The following is a 22,642-nucleotide window of genomic DNA, read 5'->3' on the forward strand; positions in this document are numbered from 1 at the left end:
GTGATGGCTGTTTTATTCATATCACGAATCGGCCGCCATATTCGCGCATCAAGCAAGTGTGCATTCCAATTTGTGTCTGCGCGTTGGTCCGCGACAGGCCAAATTAGATGGCCGGACTGAGGGCGGTCATAAGAGACAAGAATTTTGTCAGAGACTGAAGCCAGACGCTGACATTCAAAATATGTCACGACCATGCATCAAATTTGATAATACCTCGCATCAAAAAATATTGGTTCTCAAGCTTCTAGGAATGCTGAGACTGCTTGTTGCGAGAACGAGGGAGGATGCTTGGGCAGCAAATTGGGCTGCCGCAGCGCATTCAAATCAGGCGCAACGACAAGGTGGTGGAAAAGTTGGTGTTCAGCTTCAAGCCCACTGTCACGACCTGATTGAATGCTGTGCGCATTGCGAGGGAAGGCGAAAAAAACCCGGAATTAAGATCGCAAAATCAATGAGGGAGAAGACGATGACCAAAGCAGATAAGTTTAGCCTAAACAGGCGCCAGATGCTGGCAGGCGGCACGGCGGCAATGGGCGCAATGGCTATTACCATACCGGCGACGCAAGCGTTGGCCTCGGGCTATCCGGAGCGGCCAATTTCCATTGTGGTCATGTATGGCGCCGGTGGCGGCACCGACACAATTATGCGCAAGTTGGCCTCTGAAATGGCGGCTGCGAAGGGTTGGAAAGTCAATGTTATCAATAAGCCTGGGGCTGTTGGTGCAGTGGCAACAAATTACGTTCACGCACAAGCGGCGGATGGCTACACTGTTTTGGGCGGCGCCAATTATAATAAATTTGTCCGGGTTATGGGGCACGTGGATTTTGTACCATGGGAAGAGTGGAGCTTTTTCCAGGCCGCAAGCGCGCTGGCCAGTTGGTCGGTGCCGATAGATTCACCGTTCCAAACTTTTGATGATGTGGTTCAGGCTGCAAAAGCTAATCCGGGTAGCATTAGTATTTCGACTTCTGGCACCGGTGGCCTGTGGCATGAACTGGCAATGATCGTTGGATCTTTTGCCGGAATTACATTGAACTATATACCGTACAAGGGCGGAAAAAATGCGACCCTCGCCGGGATGCAAGGCGAAGTTGATATTGCTGGCGGCGGTGTTCATGAGCATATCGAGCTGATCCGCGCGGGTAAGATGCGATGCTTACAGCAAACTGGAACCGAAGATATTGTGTTGGACGATGGAACTGTTTTGCCGACAGTGGGCAACCTCTTGCCGTCAATCGCTTCGTTCCTACCTGTTGGCCCCACTTACAACTTCATCATGAAGCGTGACACTCCAGTTGATATTCAGGCCCAGGTAGAAGAGGCGTTTATCGCTGCGGCCAATTCAGCCGGGTTCGGCGAGATGCTGGATAAAAATTCTTCCAACTGAATATCCGCACGGGTGAAAGTGCCGACCGGACTGCTGCCCAGCTTGAGACGATCACTGTGGATACCTTCAACAAGTTTTCTGACCAGATCGGTGCAGACGTTAAATCTGCAAGCGACCTTGGTCTACCGGATCCGGCAGACTTTGACAGTTGGTGGCCACCGCAAGGTTACAAGCCAGTTGGCTAAACCCGCCATCGGCCTGGGGAGTCATTGGACTTTCCAGGCAATCAGCCACGGTACGAGACAGGGATCACAGGACTGAAAATGACTTCCAAAGCCTCCTTTGTACGAAGACGAAAACGCCGGGTTTGCATCGCCAAAACAGGATATGATTGCGGCGGCGTTTCTGGCCGCGCTGTCTGTCTGGATAATTTACGAAGCACTGTCCTTGAAAATGCCCGGTGGCGTTTCGACCTTCCCGGGTCTGCTGCCGATTGTCACCGCAGCCTCGCTGCTGCTGATGGCAGCGATGTTGGGTTATCTCGCGTGGAAGCGCCGGTCCATGCCGGTGGTGGTCGATGACACCGAGGAAGAGGTCTCGTTTCTGCGCACCGCACTGCTGTTTGCCTTTATAGGCGCCTACATTCTGGCACTGGATGTGATCCCGTTCACTTACCGGTTCGAGCTGTTTGGCATGCCGTTACAATTGGGCGCGTTTGAAGCGCATACGACTGTAATGTTGTCATTACTGCTGGCCTATTTCTGGCGTGCGGGCCTTTTACCTGCCTTTATCGTCTCGGTCATCTGGTCGGTCAGTTTGGTGGCGTGTTTCGCTATGTCTTCGAAGTTCCGCTGCCGGGGTCCTACTAATGATTATCGATGCAATCCTACAGGCGCTATCTCCGTATATCCTGCTGATCACCCTGACCGGCGTGTCATTGGGCATCATTTGGGGCGCTTTGCCCGGCCTCTCAACCACTATGGCAATGGCTTTGTTGATTGGCCTGTCTGCCAGCATGGAGCAGAACACAGCGCTATCCTTCATGTTGGGCGTTTATACCGGCAGCGTCTTTGGTGGCGCGATTTCCGCCGTGATGATCAATATCCCCGGCACACCAGATGCGGTTCCCACCATGATCGAAGGTCATGCGCTGGCCCGCAAGGGCGAGGGAGGCAAAGCGCTTGGCATGGCCATCGGCGCCTCGTTCATTGGCAACTGGGTCGGTATCCTTTTGCTGGTCGGTTTCATTCCACTGGTGCTGTCTTTTGCACTGAATTTCCGCTCATGGGAGATGTTCTTGTTGGCGATGATCGGGATCACGGTCAGTGGCTCAATGTCTGCGGGCAGTATGCCGCTAAAAGGCTGGATCGCCGGCTGGATCGGGTTGTTGGTCGCCTTTGTGGGCATTGACCCTATTCATGGCGTGTCTCGGTTTACGTTCGGCTCGCTCGAACTTCAGGATGGTGTGAACTATGTCGCGGTTCTGATCGGGTTGTTTGGCCTAGCCGAAGTGCTGAGGGTCTTGCCACAGAAAAACCACTACAAAATCCCCAAAGAGGTGGGCCGGGTGCTGCCTCCATTCCGCCTGCTGATGAAATATACGCCGACGGCGGTGCGATCTGGGGTGATCGGCACCTTGATTGGCGCCATTCCAGGGGCGGGCGCGAATGTTGCATCGTTCCTGTCGTATGACATTGCCAAACGCCGGGCCAAGCCCGACGAAAAGGCGAAGTGGGGCAAGGGCAGCTATGAGGCGATTGTGAGTGCTGAGGTTGCCAATAACGCCAATATTGGCGGATCAATGTTGCCCCTGTTGTCGCTGGGCATTCCAGGAAATGCTGCCGCTGCCGCCTTGTTGGGGGCGCTGGCATTGAAGAATGTGGTAGTTGGACCAACAATTGAAATCGACCATCCTGGGCTGATTTACTACATCTATGCGGCGCTGATAGTCGCCAATCTGCTGATGTATGTCGCGGCAATTGCTCTGATCAAACCCTGTGTGAAACTGTTTAGCCTTCCCCGTGGGGTGTTGTTGCCGATGATCATTCCAATCTGTGTGATTGGTGCCTATTCGGTGCGGCTTAGCATGTTTGACGTCTGGATTATGTTTGGCGCGGGGTTTGCTGGATTTGTTCTGCACTACTTTCGCTTCCCAACTGCGCCGATTGTGCTGGGCGTTATTTTGGGACCACTTGCCGATGAAAATCTACGCCGCTCGATGTTGGTTTTTGACAATAAATCCTACGGTTACATCGCCACGCAATATATTGGCACCTTCTTACTGATTGCCCTGATTGCAATCATTGCCGAGGGCGTCCTGCGTGCCTTTCGTAATCGTGTCACTGCCTAACACCCAGTGCCAATTCCAAACTTGGGGCGGCACCGGGCACATGAACACTTACTGAAACGCACCCGATATGGGCCTCACCAGGACTAGAAAATGACGAGACAGAACAATGAAATTGGCCTCGCGATTGTTGGCTGTGGAACTATTGGCCGTATTCGCGGTGAATTGGCGCGTGACTATCCTGGTGTGGGCTGGATTGGCCTGTGTGACACAAAGTCTGAGCTGGGAGAGAAGTTGCAAAAAGACACTGGCGCCGATTTCTTCACTACTGATTACAAAGAGTTATTGGCGCGGCCTGAAGTCACCGCTGTTATTATCGCTACGGATGAAAACTTTCACACAGGCCCGACATTGCTGGCAGTTGAGCGCGGCTTTGATTTGTTTATCGAGAAACCGCTGGCGACAAATGCCAAGGAATCCGAGCAAATCCTGAACGCAATCACCGAGTCAGGAGTGGATGCAGTTGTTGGCTATACCCAGCGGTTCCGCCGCCGATTCCTGGCGGTCAAGGAACGCCTTATCACCGGCCAGATCGGCGATGTGACCACGGTTGTCACGCGAGCCTTTATGAACCGGATGGTGCCGATTGCCACGCTTTCACGGACCGAGGATCGGGATAATCTGACGCCAATGGTGGTGTCGGGCACCCACAGTCTGGACATGTGCATGTGGCTGATGGAGGGCAAGACGCCGGTGTCCGTTTTTGCCCAATCCGTTGATAAGTCGTTGGGGAAATACGGCACAAAGGACAGCACGGTTGGCATTTTCACTATGGACGACGGCACCGTCTGGAGCATGAACATCAGCTGGGCCTTGCCGACAATCTGGCCCGGTTCAGTTTACGGGATTGAGATCGGCATCGTAGGCACTGAAGGTGTCATCGATATTGAGGACACACACCGCGATTTGGTGCTGGCGTCAGACCATGCGCAGGGGGCCGGCTATGCGCCCGAGGGCTTTGACCCTGGCGCACCCCGCCACGTTGATTTTCTAACCAGTTATCCCCCTGGTGATATGCATGACGGTCAGCTTTGGGGCCCAATGCGCGAAGAAACCAACGCCTGGTTCCAGCGGTTGTATACTGGACAGTCTACACCGCATGCAACAGCTGCCGACGGGCATAGAAACCTGATATTGACTATGGCGATGGATTTGTCTGCGCGTCTTGGCCGACCTGTCTCCTTGCCGGTCACGCCGGAGGACTTGATGCAGTAGGTTATAAGTACCGTCGACCATCGATTACTTGATACCGCCGCTAAAGCCCTGCGTCAGACCCTTTTGCACAAAACTGACCATCACAAGAATTGGCAATGAGGCCATAAAGCCAACGGCAGACAGTTGCCCCCAGAAGGTTTCATCTTCGGTAACCAGGGTAGCGATATAGGTCGGCAGGGTGAATTTGGAAGGCGATTGAATGAACAGCAACGCGTAGGCAAATTCGTTCCAGCTCAGGATGACAACAAACACCGATGTGGCGATCAAACCGGGTGCCATGACGGGCAGGACAATCGACCAAAGGCGGCGTTGTAGAGTGGCGCCATCAACCAATGCTGCTTCCTCATATTCGACTGGCACGTCGCGGACAAATCCAAGCAGCATCCAAATGGCAAAGGGCAGGGCGTAGACCTGATAAACAAGGATCAGCCCGGCCAAAGTATCCAACAATCCTAATGTGCGCAGCACTTGATGCAGGGGAATCGCCAATGAGATGGGCGGGGTGAGTTTGACCAACAGGACAAACACCAAAAAGACCAGATCCAGACGGGCAGGGAATTTCAGGCGGACCAACGCATAGGCGGCTGGAAAGGCAGCTGCCAGCGCTAGGATCGTGGTGCTTAGCGCGACAATGACGCTGTTTATCGCCTTGCCCATCAGATCGTCTTGCAACAGGTCCCGGTAGTGCTCCAGGGTCACAGACGAAGGGATCAGCGAAGTCGATGTCGAGATATAGTCCAGTGGTGGGCGGACCGAGGTCGAAATCATCCATGCAATGGGCACCAAAAAGATCGCGGTAAGAGCATAGGTTGTAAGCGCACGGAGAGTGAAAATCTGCCGGATACCCATTATTTCTCACTTTTCATTAGACGTGATGCGTAGATCATGGCGAGGAAGCCTGCGATCACTACCATAATGATTGCAGCCGCCGAGGCGAGCCCAACATCAAAGAACCGAAAGCCGAGGCGATAAACATACATCGACAGAGTTTCGGTCGCTTGGCCGGGTCCCCCGCCGGTTAGGGAGTAGACTTTGTCAAAGATTTTGAAGGCGTCGACGCTGCGTAGCAGAGCTGCCAGGAACAGATAGGGCATCAGTAAAGGCAGTGTAATAGACCAGAAGACCCGGACTGGGCCGGCCCCGTCGACATTTGCCGCCTCGTAGACTTCGTCTGGTACGGCCTGAAGGCCCGCCAAAATGATAAGGAAAGTCAGCGGCGTAGTCTGCCATGTGTCAACCAACACCAACGATAGCATCGCAATGTCCGGGTCGAACAGCCATTCAACCGGTGGCAGGTTCACGGTTCTTAGGACGTTGTTGAGAAAACCAAAATCGTAATGGAACCAGGCACGCCAAATCGCGGTGACCACCATTGTTGACAGCACATATGGCGTTGAGTAGCCCCACTTGCGTGGTCCAATTTGAAAGTTAGTGCATGATTGGCCTTTGGTCCACCGGGACGATGGCCTCAGGCGCCGGAGGGCGGTAGCCCAGACCACTGTGGGGTCGTTTGGTGTTGTAGTGTTTCCTCCAGCTTTCGATGATGATCTGGGCCTCACGGAGCGAGTAGAAGATTTCTCCGTTCAGCAGCTCGTCCCGCATTCGTCCGTTAAAGCTCTCGCAGTATCCGTTCTCCCAAGGGGATCCTGGCTCAATGTAGGTTGTCTTGGCGCCAACGGCTTTGATCCAGTCCCTGACTGCCTCCGCTATGAACTCAGGGCCGTCGCCCATTGGGCTCGAACCAATGGCGCCTTCAATGGGCAACTCTGACCGAATGTACCCAGGCACGCCACGCAGGATAAACAGGTCCGTCAGCGCGTCGATAACCTCGTTCGAGTTCAACCTCCGTTTCACTCTGATCGCCAGACATTCCCGGCTGTGTTCGTCCAGAATATTCAATGTCTTGAACGCCCTGCCATCATCGGTTCGGTGATGCACGAAGCCGTACGATCCCTTTGCCCGGCAGGGCATGTTTACATGCCCGAGAGGAGGACATGATTGCGATACTCGGGACGTAACCGGACACAGGATCTATCGTTTAGCCAGAGCCGCCCCTTCTTCGGTTGTTTCATAGGCACTTTAAGCCCCTCACGTTTCCACAAACGCTCAACACGTTTGTTATTCACTCGCTGCCCGGCAGGGTATTGCACCGCAATATCCCGAGAGAGGCCAACCCGCGTTTCTTAACAGGGCAGCAACTCGACGGTAGCCATATCGACCAAACTGGCGTGTCAGCTCGATCATGTCCGCAACCAGGCGGTCTTCGTCAGCACGCCCCTGCGGCACTCGACGTTGTGTGGACCGGTGTTGGCCCAGAACCCGACATACACGACGCTCAGAAACCTTCACCTGGCTGCGCAGGTGATCAATGCAGGCACGTCGGCGCGAGGGGCTCCGCCCGTTCAGGGCTCCTTCAAGATCAGTTTATCCAGTGCCAGGTCAGAAACCGCTCGGCGAAGGCGCTCATTCTCTTTCTGAAGACGCTTTGGTTCCTTGAGATGTTCGGCACCCATTCCGCACTCGACCATTGTCCTCGGACCAATGGCGGACAAGGTCTCGTTTCTTCTTCCAGCGGTATTAGGTTTGTTCAGTCACACTGATCTGACGGATAGCATCAATCCGGGGCATGCCTTGCCCCATCAGCACTTCAACCTGCCGTAACTTCACGACAATCTCTTCGGGCTTAGGTCTCTTAATTGCCATCTATGGTCCTCCGATTTCCTAATCATAGGTGCGGACCACTCTTCGGGGAGGCTCACTAAGGCTGTCGGTATAAACGTTAATGGGGATCGCATTAATAGCATGCTGAACCATGCCTATGCATATCACCAGCATCATGAATCATCGATGCTGCAAGATCGCAGTGCTGGACGGCGCACCTAGATTGAGGCGTTGAACAGTGCCATCGTTAAGCTGGGCGATGAGTTCTTATTCCCGGTTGAAACCAACCGAACGATTGTCGATTTGATCAACCTTGTCGAGGATGCCGTTTAGTTTCGCGCAGTAAGAGTAGGATGCGCGACAAAAACGTGGACACTTCGGTTTTGTCAATACTGTCGACGAACGATGAAGCGCTTCAGTTTTCTGGCGATCGTAGCTGTTCCACTCTGCGGAAAGGGCGGTAAATCCAGTTGCTCAGATGACCATGATTTATAGTGATATCCTCAAAAGTTAGCAACGTTGAGGAAAGTCGCGATGGATTCTGAAAGTAACCGTATCAAGGTCCGCGAGTTAGTTTCCGGTGTTGACAATGGCATCGTTGACGCCCTCATGCAGGGCGCAGTTGATTTGCACGTTCATTCAGGACCCTCCATCATGGACCGCCAAGTTGATCACATGCAGGCGGTCGAACAGGCGGCAGAGGCAGGGATTCGGGGCATCCTGTTTAAAGATCACCACTATTCGGTTGCGCCAGTTATCCCAATGATGGAACGCGTGTTGGGGCATCTGGGCGTGTCGATGTTCGGTGGCCTGGTTCTGAATAACACCACCGGTGGGTTCAACCCATATGTAGTTGATTCAGAACTGAATCATGGTGGTAAAATGATTTGGATGCCAACTGCACAATCCGCCAATCATATCCGCAGTTCATTCCGAAAATCCCGGCTGGCCATGAATGTTCAGCTTAAGGCGCCTAAACTGCTGACGGTTTTAGACGACAGCGGCCAAGTTACAGATCCAGTCAAAGAGATCCTGGATTCGATTGCCAAATTCGACGCCGTCTTGTCGTCGGGCCATTTGCACGTTTGGGAAATCTGGAAGTTGTTTGAGGAAGCCAAAACGCGTGGCGTGAAAAACCTGATTGTCAATCACCCGATGTACGGTCTCCATTTTACTTACGATGACATCCGCGAGATCGCAGAATTTGGAGCGCTGATCGAGCAGTCTGCCTGTCTGTATATCGACAGCCGTTTCAATGTCTTTGAACCTGAACTGCTAGTTGAACACATCCGCGCCGCTGGCGTTGAAAACTCATCGATCGGCTCTGACCTTGGGCAAGTGGACAATCCCACGCCCGTAGAAGGCATGCGTCAGGCCATCAAGCTGTGTCTGGCGTCTGGGCTGACGGAAGACGAAGTGCGGCTATTGGTGCGAGATAATCCTTCCAAATTGGTCGGTCTTCCACTTCCAAGCAGCACAGCAAACTGAACGTAAACCCTTAAGGTCAGGCGAAGGCGCAGTCATGAGACATTCGAATAGAGGGTTGCGGCAGAGATTTCTGGCCGGTGAACGGCTTATCGGAAGTTTTTGAAAATAGCCACTACCATGCTTAGCGGAAATTCTGGCGGTGGTGGGGTATGATTTTGTGGTAATCGATCAAGAGCATGCTGCCTTTAATCGCGAATCCACGGATCACATCATTCTGGCTTGCCGCGCCTCGGGTTTGGGGTGTCTGGTAAGGGTTCAGAATGGTGATCCGGCTTGCATCCTGTCGGTTCTGGATTGCGGTGCCGATGGGGTTTTGGTCCCGCATGTGACCACCGCGAAGAAAGCGCAGGAAATTGTCAGCGCGGCACGGTACAATAGCGGGTCACGCGGGTACTCCCCGACCACACGGGCAGGGAATTTCGGCAGCAAATCAATAGCGCAGCACCTTCAAGACGAAGATGCGCGGGCGTTGGTGATTGCAATGATTGAAGATCCCGAAGCCGTCGAAGATATTTCAGAGATCGTGGCAACACCCGGGCTTGATGGTGTCTTTATCGGACGGGGTGATCTGACCGTTGCTTATAGTGAGGTCAAACCGGGCTCGGCACCGGTCAAGGCGGCAACAATGCGGATCGTTGAGGCAGCTACAGCGGCCAATGTGGCAATCTGCGCGATGTCCGGCAGCGTTGCGGATGCGGATACCCTGGCAGATATGGGCGTGACCGCATTTATCGTAGCTTCGGATCAAACACTTCTGCGGGACGCTGCCAAGGCGCAGCTGCAGGATTTTCAGAACTCGTTTTTAAAACAGAGAGACCGCACCGATGGCCTATGATAAATCAGACGCCCGCGCGGCGCTTGCGCCTGCGGCAGCCGCCAAGCCATCAACGGGTCTGATCGCGGAATCCCAACTTGCGACCTTTTATGACACGGCAGCTGATGTGGACGACACGAATGGTAAAAGCTGGTTCGTACGCGGTCAAAACTTTGTGCTGGTACAGTCCGAGGCACAACCCGGCGGCACATTCGCGCGCAAAGATCAGGCAGATGAATACGTGGTGCTTTTGCTCGAAGCCGGCGCTGCTATTATCGCCGACGGCGTCATAAAGGTGTTGCAGGGCAACACTATTGCCTTTGTCCCTCCCGGTGACAGCAGCGTGACACTGCCCGAGGGTGGGCGTTTCTTTCGTATGTTCACAAGTCAGTCGCCAGATCTGGTCGCGCAATGCCCCAATGCAGATGCCTATGATGTGCCACGCACGCACATCCCTGAGTTTCAAGCCTGGCCAACCCCGAAAGACGGTTGGAAACTGAGGCACTATTCGCTGGACGTCGCCAAAGAACCCGGCCGGTTCGGTCGCATCTTTCGTTGTACGACCTTTATGGTCAACATTCTGGACCCTTGGGACGGACCGCGCGACACTACAAAAATGTCGCCACACCATCACGATGAGTTTGAGCAGGGCTCGCTGGTATTGGAGGGCATGTACTCACATCACCTACGCTGGCCCTGGACCACGGACATGGCCGACTGGCGCGATGACGTCGAGGTTAAAGTCGGCGCTCCATCAGCCTTTGTTATCCCTCCGCCTGTAGTCCATACAAGTCGGGCAACGGGGGCAGGTCGCAATGCGATGGTCGACATCTTCTGCCCTCCTCGTCAAGATTTCAGCGCCAAATCTGGATGGGTCTTGAATGCCGATGACTATCCTATGCCAGACATATCCGAATAACACTTGGCAAATTGCAAACCAAAAGGAAACGAAATGAAGACGCGCGTAGGAGTCATCGGGCTGGGCAAGATGGGCACGGCGATTGCCTTGCGTCTATCAGGGCAAGACTATGCTGTAGAAGCCTGGACCCGAAGCGGGGTCAATGAAGTCTGGGCCCAAGAGACAGGTGTTCGAGGGCATGAAACTCTGGCCGCTCTAGTGGCAAACGTCGATGTCATACTGCTGTCCCTAAGCGATGATGCGGCTGTGACGTCGGTGCTTGAAGTGCTGATTGGGCTGGATATTTCCAAGCGGCTGATTGTCGATTGCAGCACGGTCAATCCAGCGGTTTTGACCAGTTATGCCAGCCGTTTCCATGGCGCTGGTGCGCAGGTACTTGATGCGCCTATCTCGGGTTGGCCGATGATGGTGTCAAAGGGCAAATGCGGCATATACATTGGCGGGGACGAGTCGGACGTAACGCGTTTCAAGCCGATTGCAGAGGCCCTGTCCGATCGTATTGTACATGCCGGGTCGCTGGGTCAGGGCATGATGGCCAAGATTGTTAATAACATGATGTTGGCCAGTTACTGGCAATCCCTACGTGAGGCCTTGCAAGTTGGGCAAAGCGGCGGATTGTCGGTTGAAAAAATGCTGGAGATTCTGATCAACAGCCCTGCGGCGAATGGCGTTCTGGCCCTGAAAGCGCCGGTGATCAAGGGTGCGCAAACGCCGCCAAGTTTCACCGTTTCCGGCATTGTCGCGGACCTGACAATGTTCAACGAAGTCTCTCGTGATGCTGGCATTGACACGCCAACACTGCGCGCCGCCCTGAACAATTTTGCAAATCACGAAAAAACGGGCGCGGGCGAAGCAGATTTTGTGTCCATGATTGCCGCCGCCTTGACAAATGCTGACACGGAGACCGATGGTGTTTTATAAACCGGATGAAGGTCACGGCCTTGCCCATAACCCAATTGCAGCCTGCGTATCGCCGCGGCCCATCGGTTGGATTTCAACGATCAGTGCCACCGGGCACCACAATCTGGCGCCGTTTAGCTATTTTAATCTGGTTCATAACTTTCCTCCGACGGTTATGTTCTCGTGTAATGGTTTAAAACCGGACGAAAGCCCCAAGGACTCGTGGGTGAATGCCCGCGACACTGGTGAATTCGTTTATAATGTTGCCACTTTTCCGCTGCGTGAGGCACTTAATCAAAGTTCAACAGCCTGGGACATCGAGGTTGATGAGTTCGAAGAAACTGGCCTAAAAACCCTACCATCTGAACTGGTGAAACCGATGCGCGTTGCAGCTTCGCCGATCCAATTTGAATGCCGCACGATCGAGGTCAAACATCTGCCGACGAACCGGCCAGAAAACCCAAATACTGTGGTGTTCGGCGAGGTGGTGGGGGTTCACATAGATGAAGCCTGTTTGACCGATGGGATGGTGGACTATGATAAAGTCCAGCACATCAGCCGCCTTGGTTATCTGGACTTTGCCACGATTGGTTCGCGGTTCCAGTTGCCACGTGTCTTTGTCAAAAGAGAGCAGGACTAACATGATCCAGTATGAAACCCTAAAGCGTCTCTCGGCTGATCTATACGACTGGTCACTGAAGAAAATTCCAGAAGACACCAAGCAACGCTTGGCCGAAGCCCGCGACGGGGAAACAGGTGAAAACGCCAAGAAGGTTCTGGAATTTATGATCCGGAGCTCGCAATTGGCAGAGGACCATGACCGTTTCTTGTGTTCCGATGCCGGCGTTCCGGTCTATTCGGTCAAGATCGGCAGTCAGGCCAGATTTGAGGGCCACATCAAATCCGCCTTTGCCGAAGGGTTTGATGAACTGGTTGATCGCATTGACCCGCCGTTGCTTAAATTCGTTCAGAACCCGCTGACCAATGAACGTTCGTTTAAAGGCAAGGATATGCCGATCGTGTCTTGGGATGTCATTGATGGCGCAGACTACATTGACATCACCTGCTCACCAAAGGCGCTGGGATCGGGACGTTGGGCCTCGCTCGAGATATTTGTCTACCCTGAACTGGCAGACATTGAAGAGTATATCCTGAAGACGGCGATTAAGGCCGGATCGCAACATTGCCCGCCGGTGATGATTGGTGTGGGGATCGGTGGATCCTTTGATCATGCTGCCAAAATGGCCAAAATGGCAACGCTGCGGCCGATGGGCACCACAAACGAAGAGCCGATCCTGGCCGATATGGAAACCAGGTTGTTAAAGGCGATAAACAAGCTGGGCTTTGGCCCGATGGGGCAGGGTGGTGATACAACGGCTTTGGGGATCCACATCGACTATTCCGCCGGTCATGGCTTCACCCCGGTTGCTGTTTGTTTCAATTGCTGGATCAACCGACGCACCCGGGCGCGTATCTATAACTCTGGTAAAATTGAACGGATTGAGTGATGGACGGCCACAGTCACAGTTATGATCTGACCCTGCCGTTTGTCCAAGACGAGTTGAACCAGTTAAAGATTGGCGATCTGGTCTATTTGACGGGGGAAGTCGTTGTCACCGTTGGCCTGCCAACGCACAAACGGATCAAAGAATATATCGATGCGGGAAAACAGCTGCCTATGGATCTGACGGATGGCATGCTGTGTCAGGTCGGCGCCTATATTGAAGATACTGAAAGCGGGCAGGTCTGCCGATATATCAACCCGTCTACCAGCACGCGGTTCGATCCCTTTTTGCCAACAATCATTGACCATAGCGGCGTTAAGGCCATTGGTGGCAAAGGCGGGGTGGGTCCAGGTACGGTTGCGGCGATGCAACGTAACGGCTGTGTCTACCTGTCCTTTGTCGGCGGCGCTAGCGCGTTAACCTCCGAGGCGGTAGAGGACGTGGTCGAAGTTGTGTGGAAGGATTTTATCCTTCAGTTTCGCCTGACACGTCTGCGGGTCAAACGTTTGGGGCCATTGACCGTCGGCGTGGATACAAAAGGAAATTCGCTTTATGTCGACCTGCAAAAACAAGCCAAAGCAAAGTTCGAGGACTTAATGCAAGAGCTGAACGACGGCCGACTTTAACTTAGGGTTTCGACATTTCTGGCGATAGCGTCGGCCGACGCCTGTAGCGGTTCCAAAAACGTCTTGATTGCGTCATTGCGTTTTAGGGCGGACCGGAAATAGGTTATGCCAAGGGTGCCAAGAACCCGGTTTCGCACCATGATGGGCACGGCGATAGTGTTGGAATTCTCATATCCTGTGCCCATATCCCGTTCTGAAAACCCTTGCTTTTCGATGACTCGAAGCCGCTGTTCAAGCATGGCGTCGGGTCGCTGTGCCGCGTCAGGACTATGCTTGTTTGCATCTGATATTGAATTCACAAGTATCTGACGCTCCTCGATTGGGCAAAACGCAAGATACGCCAGCCCAAGGGCGTGCTTATCAAGTGAAAGACGCATGTTAATAGTGGCATGAAAAGGCGAAATCGGGCTGTCGGGGATCGTAGAGAATCGTATGACAACTTCGCTGCCATCCAGGACCGAAATAGCTATGGGCCAAGTTAGTTTTTTGGTCATTGCAATCGCGTGAACACGGCCTGCTTCCACAACCAAAGGATCGCTATGAAATCCTGAACTGAGAGACATCACTCTTGACGTCAATTGGTATTCCGAATGCCGCACGTCCCGACTTACGTAGCCAAGTTGTTCGAGCGTTTGAAGTAACCGGACAATTGTTGCCTTGGGCAACTGGGTCTTTGTGTGAATATCCGCGATGGACGATACCTTATTGGTATTCATCAATTCAAGGATTTGTAGACTCCGCTCAACTGAGCGCACAGGTGCATAAGATGTCATGTTTAAACGAACCCTCTTGAATGCGACGATGATGGGTCGAAATATTCCGCCTAGTGGAACATTGCAACAGTATAGTTGATGCAAATTTTTCTGGAGAACAGAGTGCCTAACACGTGATGACGGGCCATTCATTGTCAGATGGAAACGCGCGACTTACGAAGGCAAACCTTGAAGGAAAATGTGGGGATACAATGAACGTACTTGATCACTGTAACACCAGGGAACTCTCACGGAAGTTTGAGACCCAGTTTCAGTGGTGTGGTCCGATGTCGTTCATGCTCTGCCGGGAGGAACTAAAATGAATAAAACACTGAAGACTACTGGGCTGTCGATGGCTTTGGCGCTTTGCGTTGCTGGGTCCACCAATGCCGCTGAACCAGCTCTCCCGGATACGCTGTCGTGGACAGCCTATAACGTCGGCAGCTCGGGTTACGGGCAATCGGTTGCGATCGGCAAGGCATTGCAAGATGCTTACGGTGTTACGCTGCGTGTAGTTCCGGCAAAGAACGATGTCTCGCGCGTAGTACCGGTCGTCAGCGGACAGATCGATTTTGCAGCAGCCGGGTCGGGCGTATTTTACGCAGTCGAAGGTGTTTTGGGTTGGGCAAAGCCTGAGCTGGGACCACAGTCATTGCAAATGGTAATGAGTTCAACCGGACGCAACTGTCTGGCTCTTGGCACAGCCGCAGACGCAAACATCAAGACGGCTGCAGATCTAAAAGGCAAGCGCGTCCCATGGGTCATCGGTTCACCTGCGCTGCAAACCAATGTCACCGCATTTTTGGCTTACGGCGATCTGACCTGGGATGACGTCATCAAAGTTGAAGTCAGTGGCTTTGACGCCGCATGGAAGTTACTTCTGAACGATCAAGCCGATGCAATGACCTCGTTCACAACTGGTGGCGGTACTGAGTTGAACGCGTCGCCACGTGGTTTGCATTGGTTGTCGACACCGCATAGTGAGACCGAAAACTGGGTCCGAATGCAGGCTGTTGCGCCGCATATGGCACAGCGGGTCGCGACGGCTGGTACCAATATTTCAGATGACAACTCCCTGGAATGCGGTGGCTTCCCTTACCCAATCCTGGTGACGGCTTCCGATCAGGATCCTGCTTTGGTCGAGAACATGGCAAGTGCCATTACTCAGCAATTCGACAACTTCTCGTCTGCAGAGCCCTCGGCCTCAGGTTGGGCTGCGGACCGCCAGAATTTCCAGTGGGTTTTGCCTTACCACCAGGGTGCGGTTGCGTTCTGGAAGTCACAAGGCATGTGGTCTGATGCTGCCGACGCGCACAATGCGTATCTGGTAGAACGCCAGGCGGTGATTGCTGCCGCATGGGACGCACTGGAAGACAAAAGTGCCGACGGCTTTAAAGAACGCTGGATGTTGGCCCGTTTCAACGCATTGACAGCGGCGGACATGCCTGCTGTTTGGGAAAAATAATCAATGTCTAATATAGAAAGTGAAGCGGCCATTGGCCGCTTCCGCACTCTTGGTCCGGGCTGGACATGGCCGTTGCGCTTAGCAACATGTGTTGTTGTTCTGCTTGCCATAAACCAAGCCTTCAACTTGCATTTTCTTGTGGGCAAGACCCTGTTGGCCAACCAGTATATGTATATGCTGTTGCTGCTCATTATTCCGACAGTATTTATTCTTCTGCCGATAAGTAATGGGGCCTCAAAAACCCGTGTGCCTATTTATGATTTCGCGCTGGCGGCCCTGACCGTGGCAGTATTGGGCTGGTTCATTGCCAACTCATTGCAGATGATGCAAAATGGGTGGGAGCTGGCAGCACCGCTGCGTGCCTCTTACATCTCTATGGTTCTCTGGCTTTTGATATTTGAGGCCTCCCGACGCGCTGGCGGCACTGCGCTTGCAGTGATCGTTGCAGTTGTGTCGCTTTACCCTCTGTTTGCTGAATTGATGCCTGGCCCAATCCGGGGATTCTCATACCCCGTTGAAATCGCCGCAGGCTACCACGCGATGAGCAACGAAAGCATTGTTGGCATTCCGCTGCGTGCATTCTCAAATCTGGTGATTGGCTTTTTGATCTTCGGGGCTGCGCTGCAACACACCGGTGCCGGCACATTCTTCATTAATCTGGCCTTTGCCCTTTTGGGGCACATCCGTGGCGGCCCGGCCAAAGTGGCCATTGTCGCCAGTGGTCTGATGGGCTCGATGAGCGGGTCTGTTGTGACCAATGTCATGACCACCGGTGTTATGACCATTCCTGCAATGCGCCGCATCAAACTCAGCGCGCCTTTTGCCGCTGGCGTCGAAGCATGTGCATCGACGGGTGGTGTCTTGATGCCGCCGGTGATGGGGGCGACCGCCTTTATTATGGCGAACTTTTTGGAAGTGTCTTATGCCAGTGTCGCCCTTGCTGCCGTCATTCCGTCGTTCCTGTATTTCTTTGGTTTGTTCGTCCAGATTGATGCCCGTGCGGCCAGCGAAAACATCCAGGGTCTGGACCGGTCCGAGCTGCCATCTGTGCGTCAGACTTTAAAAGACGGTTGGTACTACATTTTTGCCTTTGCACTGCTGGTATATCTATTGTTGTTCCTGCGCCGCGAAATGCTGGCACCCTTTTATGCAACACCTGTGTTGCTAATCATCAATCAGGTGTTTTCCAAAACAAACCGTTGGGGGCGTAAGGAGCTTTTGGCCTTTGTGGATACGCTGACCACGCTGTTTGCCGAACTTGTTGGTATTCTGGCCGGAATCGGGTTGATCATTGGGGCCTTGTCGATGACCGGCTTGGCGGGGACCTTGGTCAATGACCTGCTGTCGATCGCCGGTGGCTCACCGATGGTCTTGCTGGTGATCGGCGCCATGACAAGCTTTATCCTTGGCATTGGTATGACGGTTACGGCCGCTTACATCTTCCTGGCGATCATTCTTGCTCCGGCCTTGATCTCAACCGGCATGAACCCGATGGCTGTGCATATGTTCATCTTTTACTGGGGCATGTTGTCGTTCATCACACCACCTGTCGCACTGGGGGCTTTTGCAGCGGCTTCGGTTGCCAAAGCAGCTCCAATGGCGACCGGCTTGGAGGCCATGCGTCTTGGTAGTGTCATCTACTTCATTCCGTTCTTCTTTGTGCTTGATCCCGCCTTGATCCTTGTTGGCAGCGCCAGTCAAATCTTGGTTTCGCTTGGGCTGGCTTCGTTTGGGGTGCTATGTTTCGCCAGTGCGATGCAAGGCTATCTTGTGGGAGTCGGTCGATTGAAACTGCATGAACGAGCACTATTGATAGCTGGGGCCATCATCATGCCCTTGCCGGGACATATTATCATTCCGCTGGATAAAATCCAGATTCTTGGATTGTCGGCTGTGGCCATCCTTCCCGTGATGATCTGGGCCTTCCTGCGCGAAAAACAATCTGCTTCCGTGGGTGCACAGACATGACGGACTTTTCACGGATCTTGGCGGGGGGGCCGGAAACAACGCTTATTCCGGGCCCTTCGATCCTGCCAGACAGGGTGCGGGCGGCCATGGGGCGCAGCTCCATTGACATCTATTCGGGATCTTTACTGGGTGTCACTGCCAGATGTGAGGCGGGTCTGCGAGAGGTGTTCGGCACCACAGGCGAGGTGTTCATTTATGCCGCAAACGGCCACGGAGCATGGGATGCGGCGCTCAGCAACACACTGTCCCGGGGCGATAAAATTCTGGTGCTCCAGTCCGGGCGCTTTGCCTCGGGCTGGGGTGAGATGGCATCTGCCATGGGGTTGGATGTCGAGGTCCTGCCCCGCGATTGGCACAGTGCTATTGATCTGGATGCGGTGACCCGGCGGTTGGCAGCAGACAAAGCCCATAGTATTCGGGCCGTCTTGTGTGTGCAGGTCGATACTGCGTCTGGGGTTTCAAACGACATCGGCGCCCTGCGACAGGCGATTGACAACAGCGCTCATCCAGCGCTGCTGATGGTTGACGCCGTGGCATCATTGGGCACCATGGCATTTGAGTTCGACAACTGGACCGTTGATGTTGCGGTGTCTGCGTCACAAAAGGGCCTGATGAGCCCAGCTGGCTTGGGTTTTGTGGCCGCAAGCGAGCAGGCGATGGAGGCAGGCAAGACTGCCGGTTTGCGGACACGGTATTGGGACTGGCAGGCCCGCAACACCACCGACCATTATCAAAAATACTGTGGAACCCCACCGGAACAGTTGCTGTTTGGATTGGCGGAGGCGTTTGACATGATGGCAGAGGAGGGGCTGCCATCGATATTCAAACGCCATGAAATCTTAAAACAAGCCACGCAGGCCGCTATCTTGGCATGGGGCTGCGTCGGAGCCACTGCGAATGTGACTGACCCCAAAACCAGTCACCTTCGGTCTCGGTCTTCAACTTACCGGATGAATTGGCCCGTAAAGTCATTTCGTTTTGTCGTGACAGTTGTGGCGTAACACTGGGTGGCGGTCTTGGAGCTTGGGCTGGAAAATCTGTCCGCATTGGGCATATGGGCCATATCAACGCGCCTACCCTTTTGGGGCCATTGCCTGCATCGATCTAAGTTTACAAACGGCTGGTTTCCATCTTCAAAAGTCAGGGTGACAGCCGCGATTGACAGCCTGTCTCAAGCAACAGCCGCTAGAGCAGAAGACTAGATATCTCTTGCAAACATTGCGCGGCGTCATTGATCTACTGCCACGCAATGTGATAATTTCCGCAAATCCAATACCGCAATTCAGTCCGCCTCGAGGCCAAAGACGGTGACCTCGACAGAGCCTTGGTGGTCATGGAAACGGCGACGACTTTGCCTTCGATCTTTCAGTTTGCATCAATAAGCGCGACCCTCTGGCCGAATGCAGCACGTCGAAATCGGGCGGGGCCGAGTGCGCCGTTAATAGATGGGCCTACACAAGGACCCTCCAGCTGATCGCGCGTTTTATGTAAGAGACCTCAAGGTGCTGAGCCCCAACGAAAATGCATATGGGGCAATGGATGTTCAGTATTCAATGCAAGGAATAGGTGGGGACTGGTATTCAAAAGGTACACACTGGTCTATCTGAGAACTTTAAGAAGGTATGACTAATAAATGTTCATTAATAGTGCTTTACGGTATATTTTGAACTTCAAATCAGCGAAGTATGAAACTGTCATTGAATTTGTCGAAAGCGTGCTCGATCCGGATCGGTTCGGCAAGCATATCGAACTTAAGCGTATTCAACGTGAGGTTAGCATTACTACAATCTTTGTCACGCACGTTCAGGAAGAGGCGCTGAACTTGTCCGATAAGATCGGGATCTGGTCCAGATTGGCTGGGATGGGACGCCGACAAAACAATGGTTTTGAACGAGTCTTTAAGATCGCAGCCAGAGGGCACCAATTTAACACAAACGCCGCAAACAGACTCTACGCGCAGACCCCAGCGGGGGGCTGCTTTGCAGTCTTCCAGATATCGGAAAGTTTGAGCGATCCATTCAGAAAATATCAGAAAATTTCGGCTCCAATTTCAGGATTTTCAGATCGAAAATGTTGGAGGGTTGGTGGGCGTCCTGCGATCTGCAGTTCGGTAAAAATGAGTTACTTTCTGGGAAGGAAATAGGGATGTCGACACTATTGACCATCAACGTAAAGAACCTGGAGCCACAGACCCAAGGGTTCTTCTTCTTCCAACAACCCGCCATCTATGCCGGCGGCCCGACAGTCTACAGCAACAGCTTGTATGAGCAGTCGTTGGGCAATTACAGTTCCACTGGATCAATTCTGACATTCCAGGTGAACATGCAGTATTACGCCGGTATCCAAGAGGCCCATTCGACCCCAGCAGTTGGCCAATCTTCAGGGTATTCTTCTGCTAGCCGTGCGATTGATCTGGCCCCAGCTGACGGGTCGACTGCAAATGACTTTACCCAGGCAACAGTTAGCCCTGCGTTAGGGCTAAGCACCCCAACCCACGCTGATGGCGTGCAAGCCGGCGCGTTTCGCATTGCGACTCCCGCGTTTTCATCGCCACCCTTCTACAATGTTGGGTCGGCCGTTGAAGTGAATGGCGGGATCACTCTGTCAAACTTTGTTCAGTCCAATCCGCAGTCCAATACCGATTGTGAACCCATTCTGAAATACTATGTGGCAACTGGGCAATACACAGCAGGTACCGTTATGGACTTTACCCAATCTTCGCAAACCGCGGGCCTGTGCGACTTTACTGGTGGCTATACGGTCATCGATATAAGTTTGGCGGCTGACGGTTCTTGGGCGATTACCGACCGGCATTAACAAGGTAGGCTCTTTGCGAGCCGCCAATCAGGTGGAGCGGTAAACACGGCTCCACCATACGCCGCTTCCATAAAGGAATGGCCAGATGTCCAGTTTTCATAAGATTGTCATCCAAAACCTGTCTTCAGATACTGAACAATTTTATGTCTTCCAACAACCGGCGGTCATTGCTGCGAACGGTACCGATCAGAGTGTGACATCAACCAGCCTCGGCACTGGCACACTGTTGCCCTATGACCAGTCGGGTACTGAGTTGGTGTTTAAGTTCGATGTCGAGTTTTTGGTGGGTGCCTATAGCAAACAAACGACAGCAAGTCAGACACGGATTGTCTTGGCCCCCCTTGTTCAAAGCAACCTTGAGTCGAGCTGGCCTATCACACTGACACCTTCGACTGAAGGGACAGAGGTTGATAATAGTTCGAACCTGTCGCCACAACCACTTGGGCTGTCAAAGCCTGCTTATCAACAAGGCGTTCCCGCAGGCAATTTTGGCATTCAGGTCCCCAGCTATACGCCCTCTGCAGGAGTGGATCTTTTTTGTGGCACTGCGGTCAAGGACGATAAAGGAGGGATCACATTATCCAGTTACATCACCCCACCACCTGTCAGCAGTGTCTTTTGCGCCCCGATTGCCAAGTACTACATAAAAGTTGGAACTGAAGCGGCCGGTAATATCATCACGTTTTCAACAGGAAACGCAGCACTTTGTGATTTCACGACCGGATATTCCACCTGCAATGTGTCCTATAATGCGGATGGATCATTCATCGTGACCGGGAAATAAGGCCCTCCCCCCAGGCTATATTTCCCATGCCCCTGCGCCTTGGCGATCAGCCAAGGCGCATTTAAAATAGCGTCTCATAAAAGGATTTTCCGATGAATATCTTTACAAAATCACTGACTATTCTTGCCCTCGTAGTCAGCGGAACCGGAGCCCAAGCTGCGTGTAATGACGCTTCATCTGCTACGATTGCGGCATCAATTGCCCATGGCCATGCCTTTGTAAAACATTCAGCCGAATTCGTGCATGGCGTCGTGATTGATGGGCTTCCTTTTCCGGATCCGACGATCGGTGACGCAGATGCCTTTGGTACGTTTATTCGCGGCATTCTGGATGCTCCGACCGCAAGCAAGGGACTTGTCAACGACAGATCTGCCTATTGGGCAACACCCACCGGGACCGTCGTCATTGTCAATTTGAATGTCGATGATTGCGGGACTGCCTTCCGCCCAAACTCGGGCATGGAATATTATGACAACCTTCAATAAGCATTGAACTCCGGGAAACCCCACCGCTTGCCAAAGTGCTGAGGGCCTGCTCCTATTAGATCAAACGGGGAAACGCCAATGCCTTTCACTGCTGAACAATTAAGCAACGACGACTACCGGACACTTATTCAAGTTCTAAATCACATGCTTCTTGAAACAGAGGACAGTGAATTTCACACTCTGATTGGGGTGCCGAAAGCGGACGGCGACGCTTTGCAACGAAAGCTTCGTGCTTTGCAGAAAGCATTGAAATAGGGACGTGGTCGGACCAAATACTGTCCACCGCAACCCTAACACCATAGCTGTAGACCGCTATCAATTGGACCAAAGCACCGCAGGTCATGCAGAGGCCCCATGATAGTTCTTTGTTATTCTAACAAGGGACCTTACTGGTCTTCAGACGAGTCAATTTGGATGGGTCCGTTTGGTTTTAACCCTGTAAAGTCGATGGTTACGTCAACTTGCCCTCCGCCTGTACGTGTTTTGGCAACCTCTCCGTGCGGTTTGGCTGTTTCCCAAAGCCATTTTCTATCTCCAGCGGCGCCTTTTGATATCGCCGAAACGGCCAA

The 22,642-nt window shown here is 53.1% G+C and carries 20 protein-coding genes and 2 pseudogenes; 18 read left to right on the forward strand and 4 right to left on the reverse strand.

Annotated elements, in window-relative coordinates; genetic code table 11:
- Window positions 1-181 precede the first annotated feature (181 nt).
- The 3 genes from EBB79_RS22805 (at window position 182) to EBB79_RS22815 (ending at window position 4,889) form a co-directional block, all read left to right on the forward strand.
- On the forward strand, window positions 182-1,387 hold the full coding sequence (locus EBB79_RS22805) for a Bug family tripartite tricarboxylate transporter substrate binding protein (protein ID WP_127751341.1): 1,206 nt from the start codon (window positions 182-184) through the stop codon (window positions 1,385-1,387).
- A gap of 808 nt (window positions 1,388-2,195) precedes the next feature.
- Window positions 2,196-3,677, forward strand: coding sequence for a tripartite tricarboxylate transporter permease (locus EBB79_RS22810; protein ID WP_127751342.1), 1,482 nt, complete (start codon window positions 2,196-2,198; stop codon window positions 3,675-3,677).
- A 90-nt stretch (window positions 3,678-3,767) separates the two neighbouring features.
- Entirely contained in the window at window positions 3,768-4,889 is a 1,122-nt protein-coding gene (locus tag EBB79_RS22815) for a Gfo/Idh/MocA family protein (RefSeq protein WP_127751343.1), read from the forward strand.
- Window positions 4,890-4,913: 24 nt separating this feature from the next.
- Here EBB79_RS22815 and EBB79_RS22820 read toward each other — a convergent pair whose 3' ends face one another.
- From EBB79_RS22820 to EBB79_RS22830, 3 genes and pseudogenes are all read right to left on the reverse strand, one after another.
- Entirely contained in the window at window positions 4,914-5,738 is an 825-nt protein-coding gene (locus EBB79_RS22820; protein WP_127751344.1) for a carbohydrate ABC transporter permease, read from the reverse strand.
- On the reverse strand, window positions 5,738-6,262 hold the full coding sequence (locus tag EBB79_RS22825) for a carbohydrate ABC transporter permease (RefSeq protein ID WP_127751345.1): 525 nt from the start codon (window positions 6,260-6,262) through the stop codon (window positions 5,738-5,740). The genes EBB79_RS22820 and EBB79_RS22825 overlap by 1 nt, the downstream gene beginning before the upstream one ends.
- A 55-nt stretch (window positions 6,263-6,317) precedes the next feature.
- Window positions 6,318-7,592, reverse strand: a pseudogene (locus tag EBB79_RS22830) (IS3 family transposase).
- A 492-nt stretch (window positions 7,593-8,084) separates the two neighbouring features.
- Between EBB79_RS22830 and EBB79_RS22840 the strand changes: the two are divergent.
- The 7 genes from EBB79_RS22840 (at window position 8,085) to EBB79_RS22870 (ending at window position 13,802) form a co-directional block, all read left to right on the forward strand.
- Window positions 8,085-9,038 carry a DUF6282 family protein gene (locus EBB79_RS22840; protein WP_127751346.1) on the forward strand — a complete coding sequence of 318 codons (954 nt, stop codon included), beginning with the start codon at window positions 8,085-8,087 and terminating at the stop codon, window positions 9,036-9,038.
- A 142-nt stretch (window positions 9,039-9,180) separates the two neighbouring features.
- Window positions 9,181-9,873 (forward strand): HpcH/HpaI aldolase family protein, encoded by a 693-nt coding sequence (locus EBB79_RS22845; protein ID WP_164860905.1) that lies wholly within the window; start codon window positions 9,181-9,183, stop codon window positions 9,871-9,873.
- Window positions 9,863-10,771 carry a cupin domain-containing protein gene (locus tag EBB79_RS22850; RefSeq protein ID WP_127751348.1) on the forward strand — a complete coding sequence of 303 codons (909 nt, stop codon included), beginning with the start codon at window positions 9,863-9,865 and terminating at the stop codon, window positions 10,769-10,771. Before EBB79_RS22845 ends, EBB79_RS22850 begins: the two co-directional genes overlap by 11 nt.
- 33 nt (window positions 10,772-10,804) lie before the next feature.
- Window positions 10,805-11,692 carry an NAD(P)-dependent oxidoreductase gene (locus EBB79_RS22855; protein ID WP_127751349.1) on the forward strand — a complete coding sequence of 296 codons (888 nt, stop codon included), beginning with the start codon at window positions 10,805-10,807 and terminating at the stop codon, window positions 11,690-11,692.
- Window positions 11,682-12,311, forward strand: coding sequence for a flavin reductase family protein (locus EBB79_RS22860; protein WP_127751350.1), 630 nt, complete (start codon window positions 11,682-11,684; stop codon window positions 12,309-12,311). Before EBB79_RS22855 ends, EBB79_RS22860 begins: the two co-directional genes overlap by 11 nt.
- A 1-nt stretch (window position 12,312) precedes the next feature.
- On the forward strand, window positions 12,313-13,179 hold the full coding sequence (locus EBB79_RS22865; RefSeq protein WP_127751351.1) for a fumarate hydratase: 867 nt from the start codon (window positions 12,313-12,315) through the stop codon (window positions 13,177-13,179).
- Window positions 13,179-13,802 carry a fumarate hydratase C-terminal domain-containing protein gene (locus EBB79_RS22870; RefSeq protein ID WP_127751352.1) on the forward strand — a complete coding sequence of 208 codons (624 nt, stop codon included), beginning with the start codon at window positions 13,179-13,181 and terminating at the stop codon, window positions 13,800-13,802. Before EBB79_RS22865 ends, EBB79_RS22870 begins: the two co-directional genes overlap by 1 nt.
- On the opposite strand, the gene EBB79_RS22875 is transcribed toward EBB79_RS22870, so the two are convergent.
- Window positions 13,799-14,575: a DNA-binding transcriptional regulator gene (locus EBB79_RS22875; RefSeq protein WP_238705152.1), complete on the reverse strand. Its 777-nt coding sequence runs from the start codon at window positions 14,573-14,575 to the stop codon at window positions 13,799-13,801. The two genes, EBB79_RS22870 and EBB79_RS22875, sit on opposite strands and share 4 nt — an antisense overlap.
- A 298-nt stretch (window positions 14,576-14,873) precedes the next feature.
- Between EBB79_RS22875 and EBB79_RS22880 the strand changes: the two genes are divergently transcribed.
- The 8 genes and pseudogenes from EBB79_RS22880 (at window position 14,874) to EBB79_RS24615 (ending at window position 22,328) form a co-directional block, all read left to right on the forward strand.
- Window positions 14,874-16,019 (forward strand): TAXI family TRAP transporter solute-binding subunit, encoded by a 1,146-nt coding sequence (locus EBB79_RS22880; protein ID WP_127751354.1) that lies wholly within the window; start codon window positions 14,874-14,876, stop codon window positions 16,017-16,019.
- Between the two features lie 3 nt (window positions 16,020-16,022).
- Entirely contained in the window at window positions 16,023-17,987 is a 1,965-nt protein-coding gene (locus EBB79_RS22885) for a TRAP transporter permease (protein WP_127751355.1), read from the forward strand.
- Window positions 17,984-18,988: a pyridoxal-phosphate-dependent aminotransferase family protein gene (locus EBB79_RS22890; protein ID WP_127751356.1), complete on the forward strand. Its 1,005-nt coding sequence runs from the start codon at window positions 17,984-17,986 to the stop codon at window positions 18,986-18,988. The genes EBB79_RS22885 and EBB79_RS22890 overlap by 4 nt, the downstream gene beginning before the upstream one ends.
- A gap of 728 nt (window positions 18,989-19,716) precedes the next feature.
- Window positions 19,717-19,830: pseudogene (locus EBB79_RS24695) on the forward strand (spermidine/putrescine ABC transporter ATP-binding protein); the annotation flags it as partial.
- Window positions 19,831-20,132: 302 nt separating this feature from the next.
- Window positions 20,133-20,804 carry a hypothetical protein gene (locus tag EBB79_RS22900; protein ID WP_127751358.1) on the forward strand — a complete coding sequence of 224 codons (672 nt, stop codon included), beginning with the start codon at window positions 20,133-20,135 and terminating at the stop codon, window positions 20,802-20,804.
- Window positions 20,805-20,889: 85 nt separating this feature from the next.
- Window positions 20,890-21,588, forward strand: a complete 699-nt coding sequence (locus tag EBB79_RS22905; protein WP_127751359.1) for a hypothetical protein — start codon at window positions 20,890-20,892, stop codon at window positions 21,586-21,588.
- A 92-nt stretch (window positions 21,589-21,680) separates the two neighbouring features.
- Window positions 21,681-22,073 (forward strand): mAFB alternative, encoded by a 393-nt coding sequence (locus EBB79_RS22910; RefSeq protein ID WP_127751360.1) that lies wholly within the window; start codon window positions 21,681-21,683, stop codon window positions 22,071-22,073.
- A 78-nt stretch (window positions 22,074-22,151) separates the two neighbouring features.
- Window positions 22,152-22,328: a hypothetical protein gene (locus tag EBB79_RS24615; RefSeq protein WP_164860907.1), complete on the forward strand. Its 177-nt coding sequence runs from the start codon at window positions 22,152-22,154 to the stop codon at window positions 22,326-22,328.
- Window positions 22,329-22,642: the final 314 nt, after the last annotated feature.

Origin of the sequence: Parasedimentitalea marina (assembly GCF_004006175.1) — a bacterium.
GTDB lineage: Bacteria > Pseudomonadota > Alphaproteobacteria > Rhodobacterales > Rhodobacteraceae > Parasedimentitalea > Parasedimentitalea marina.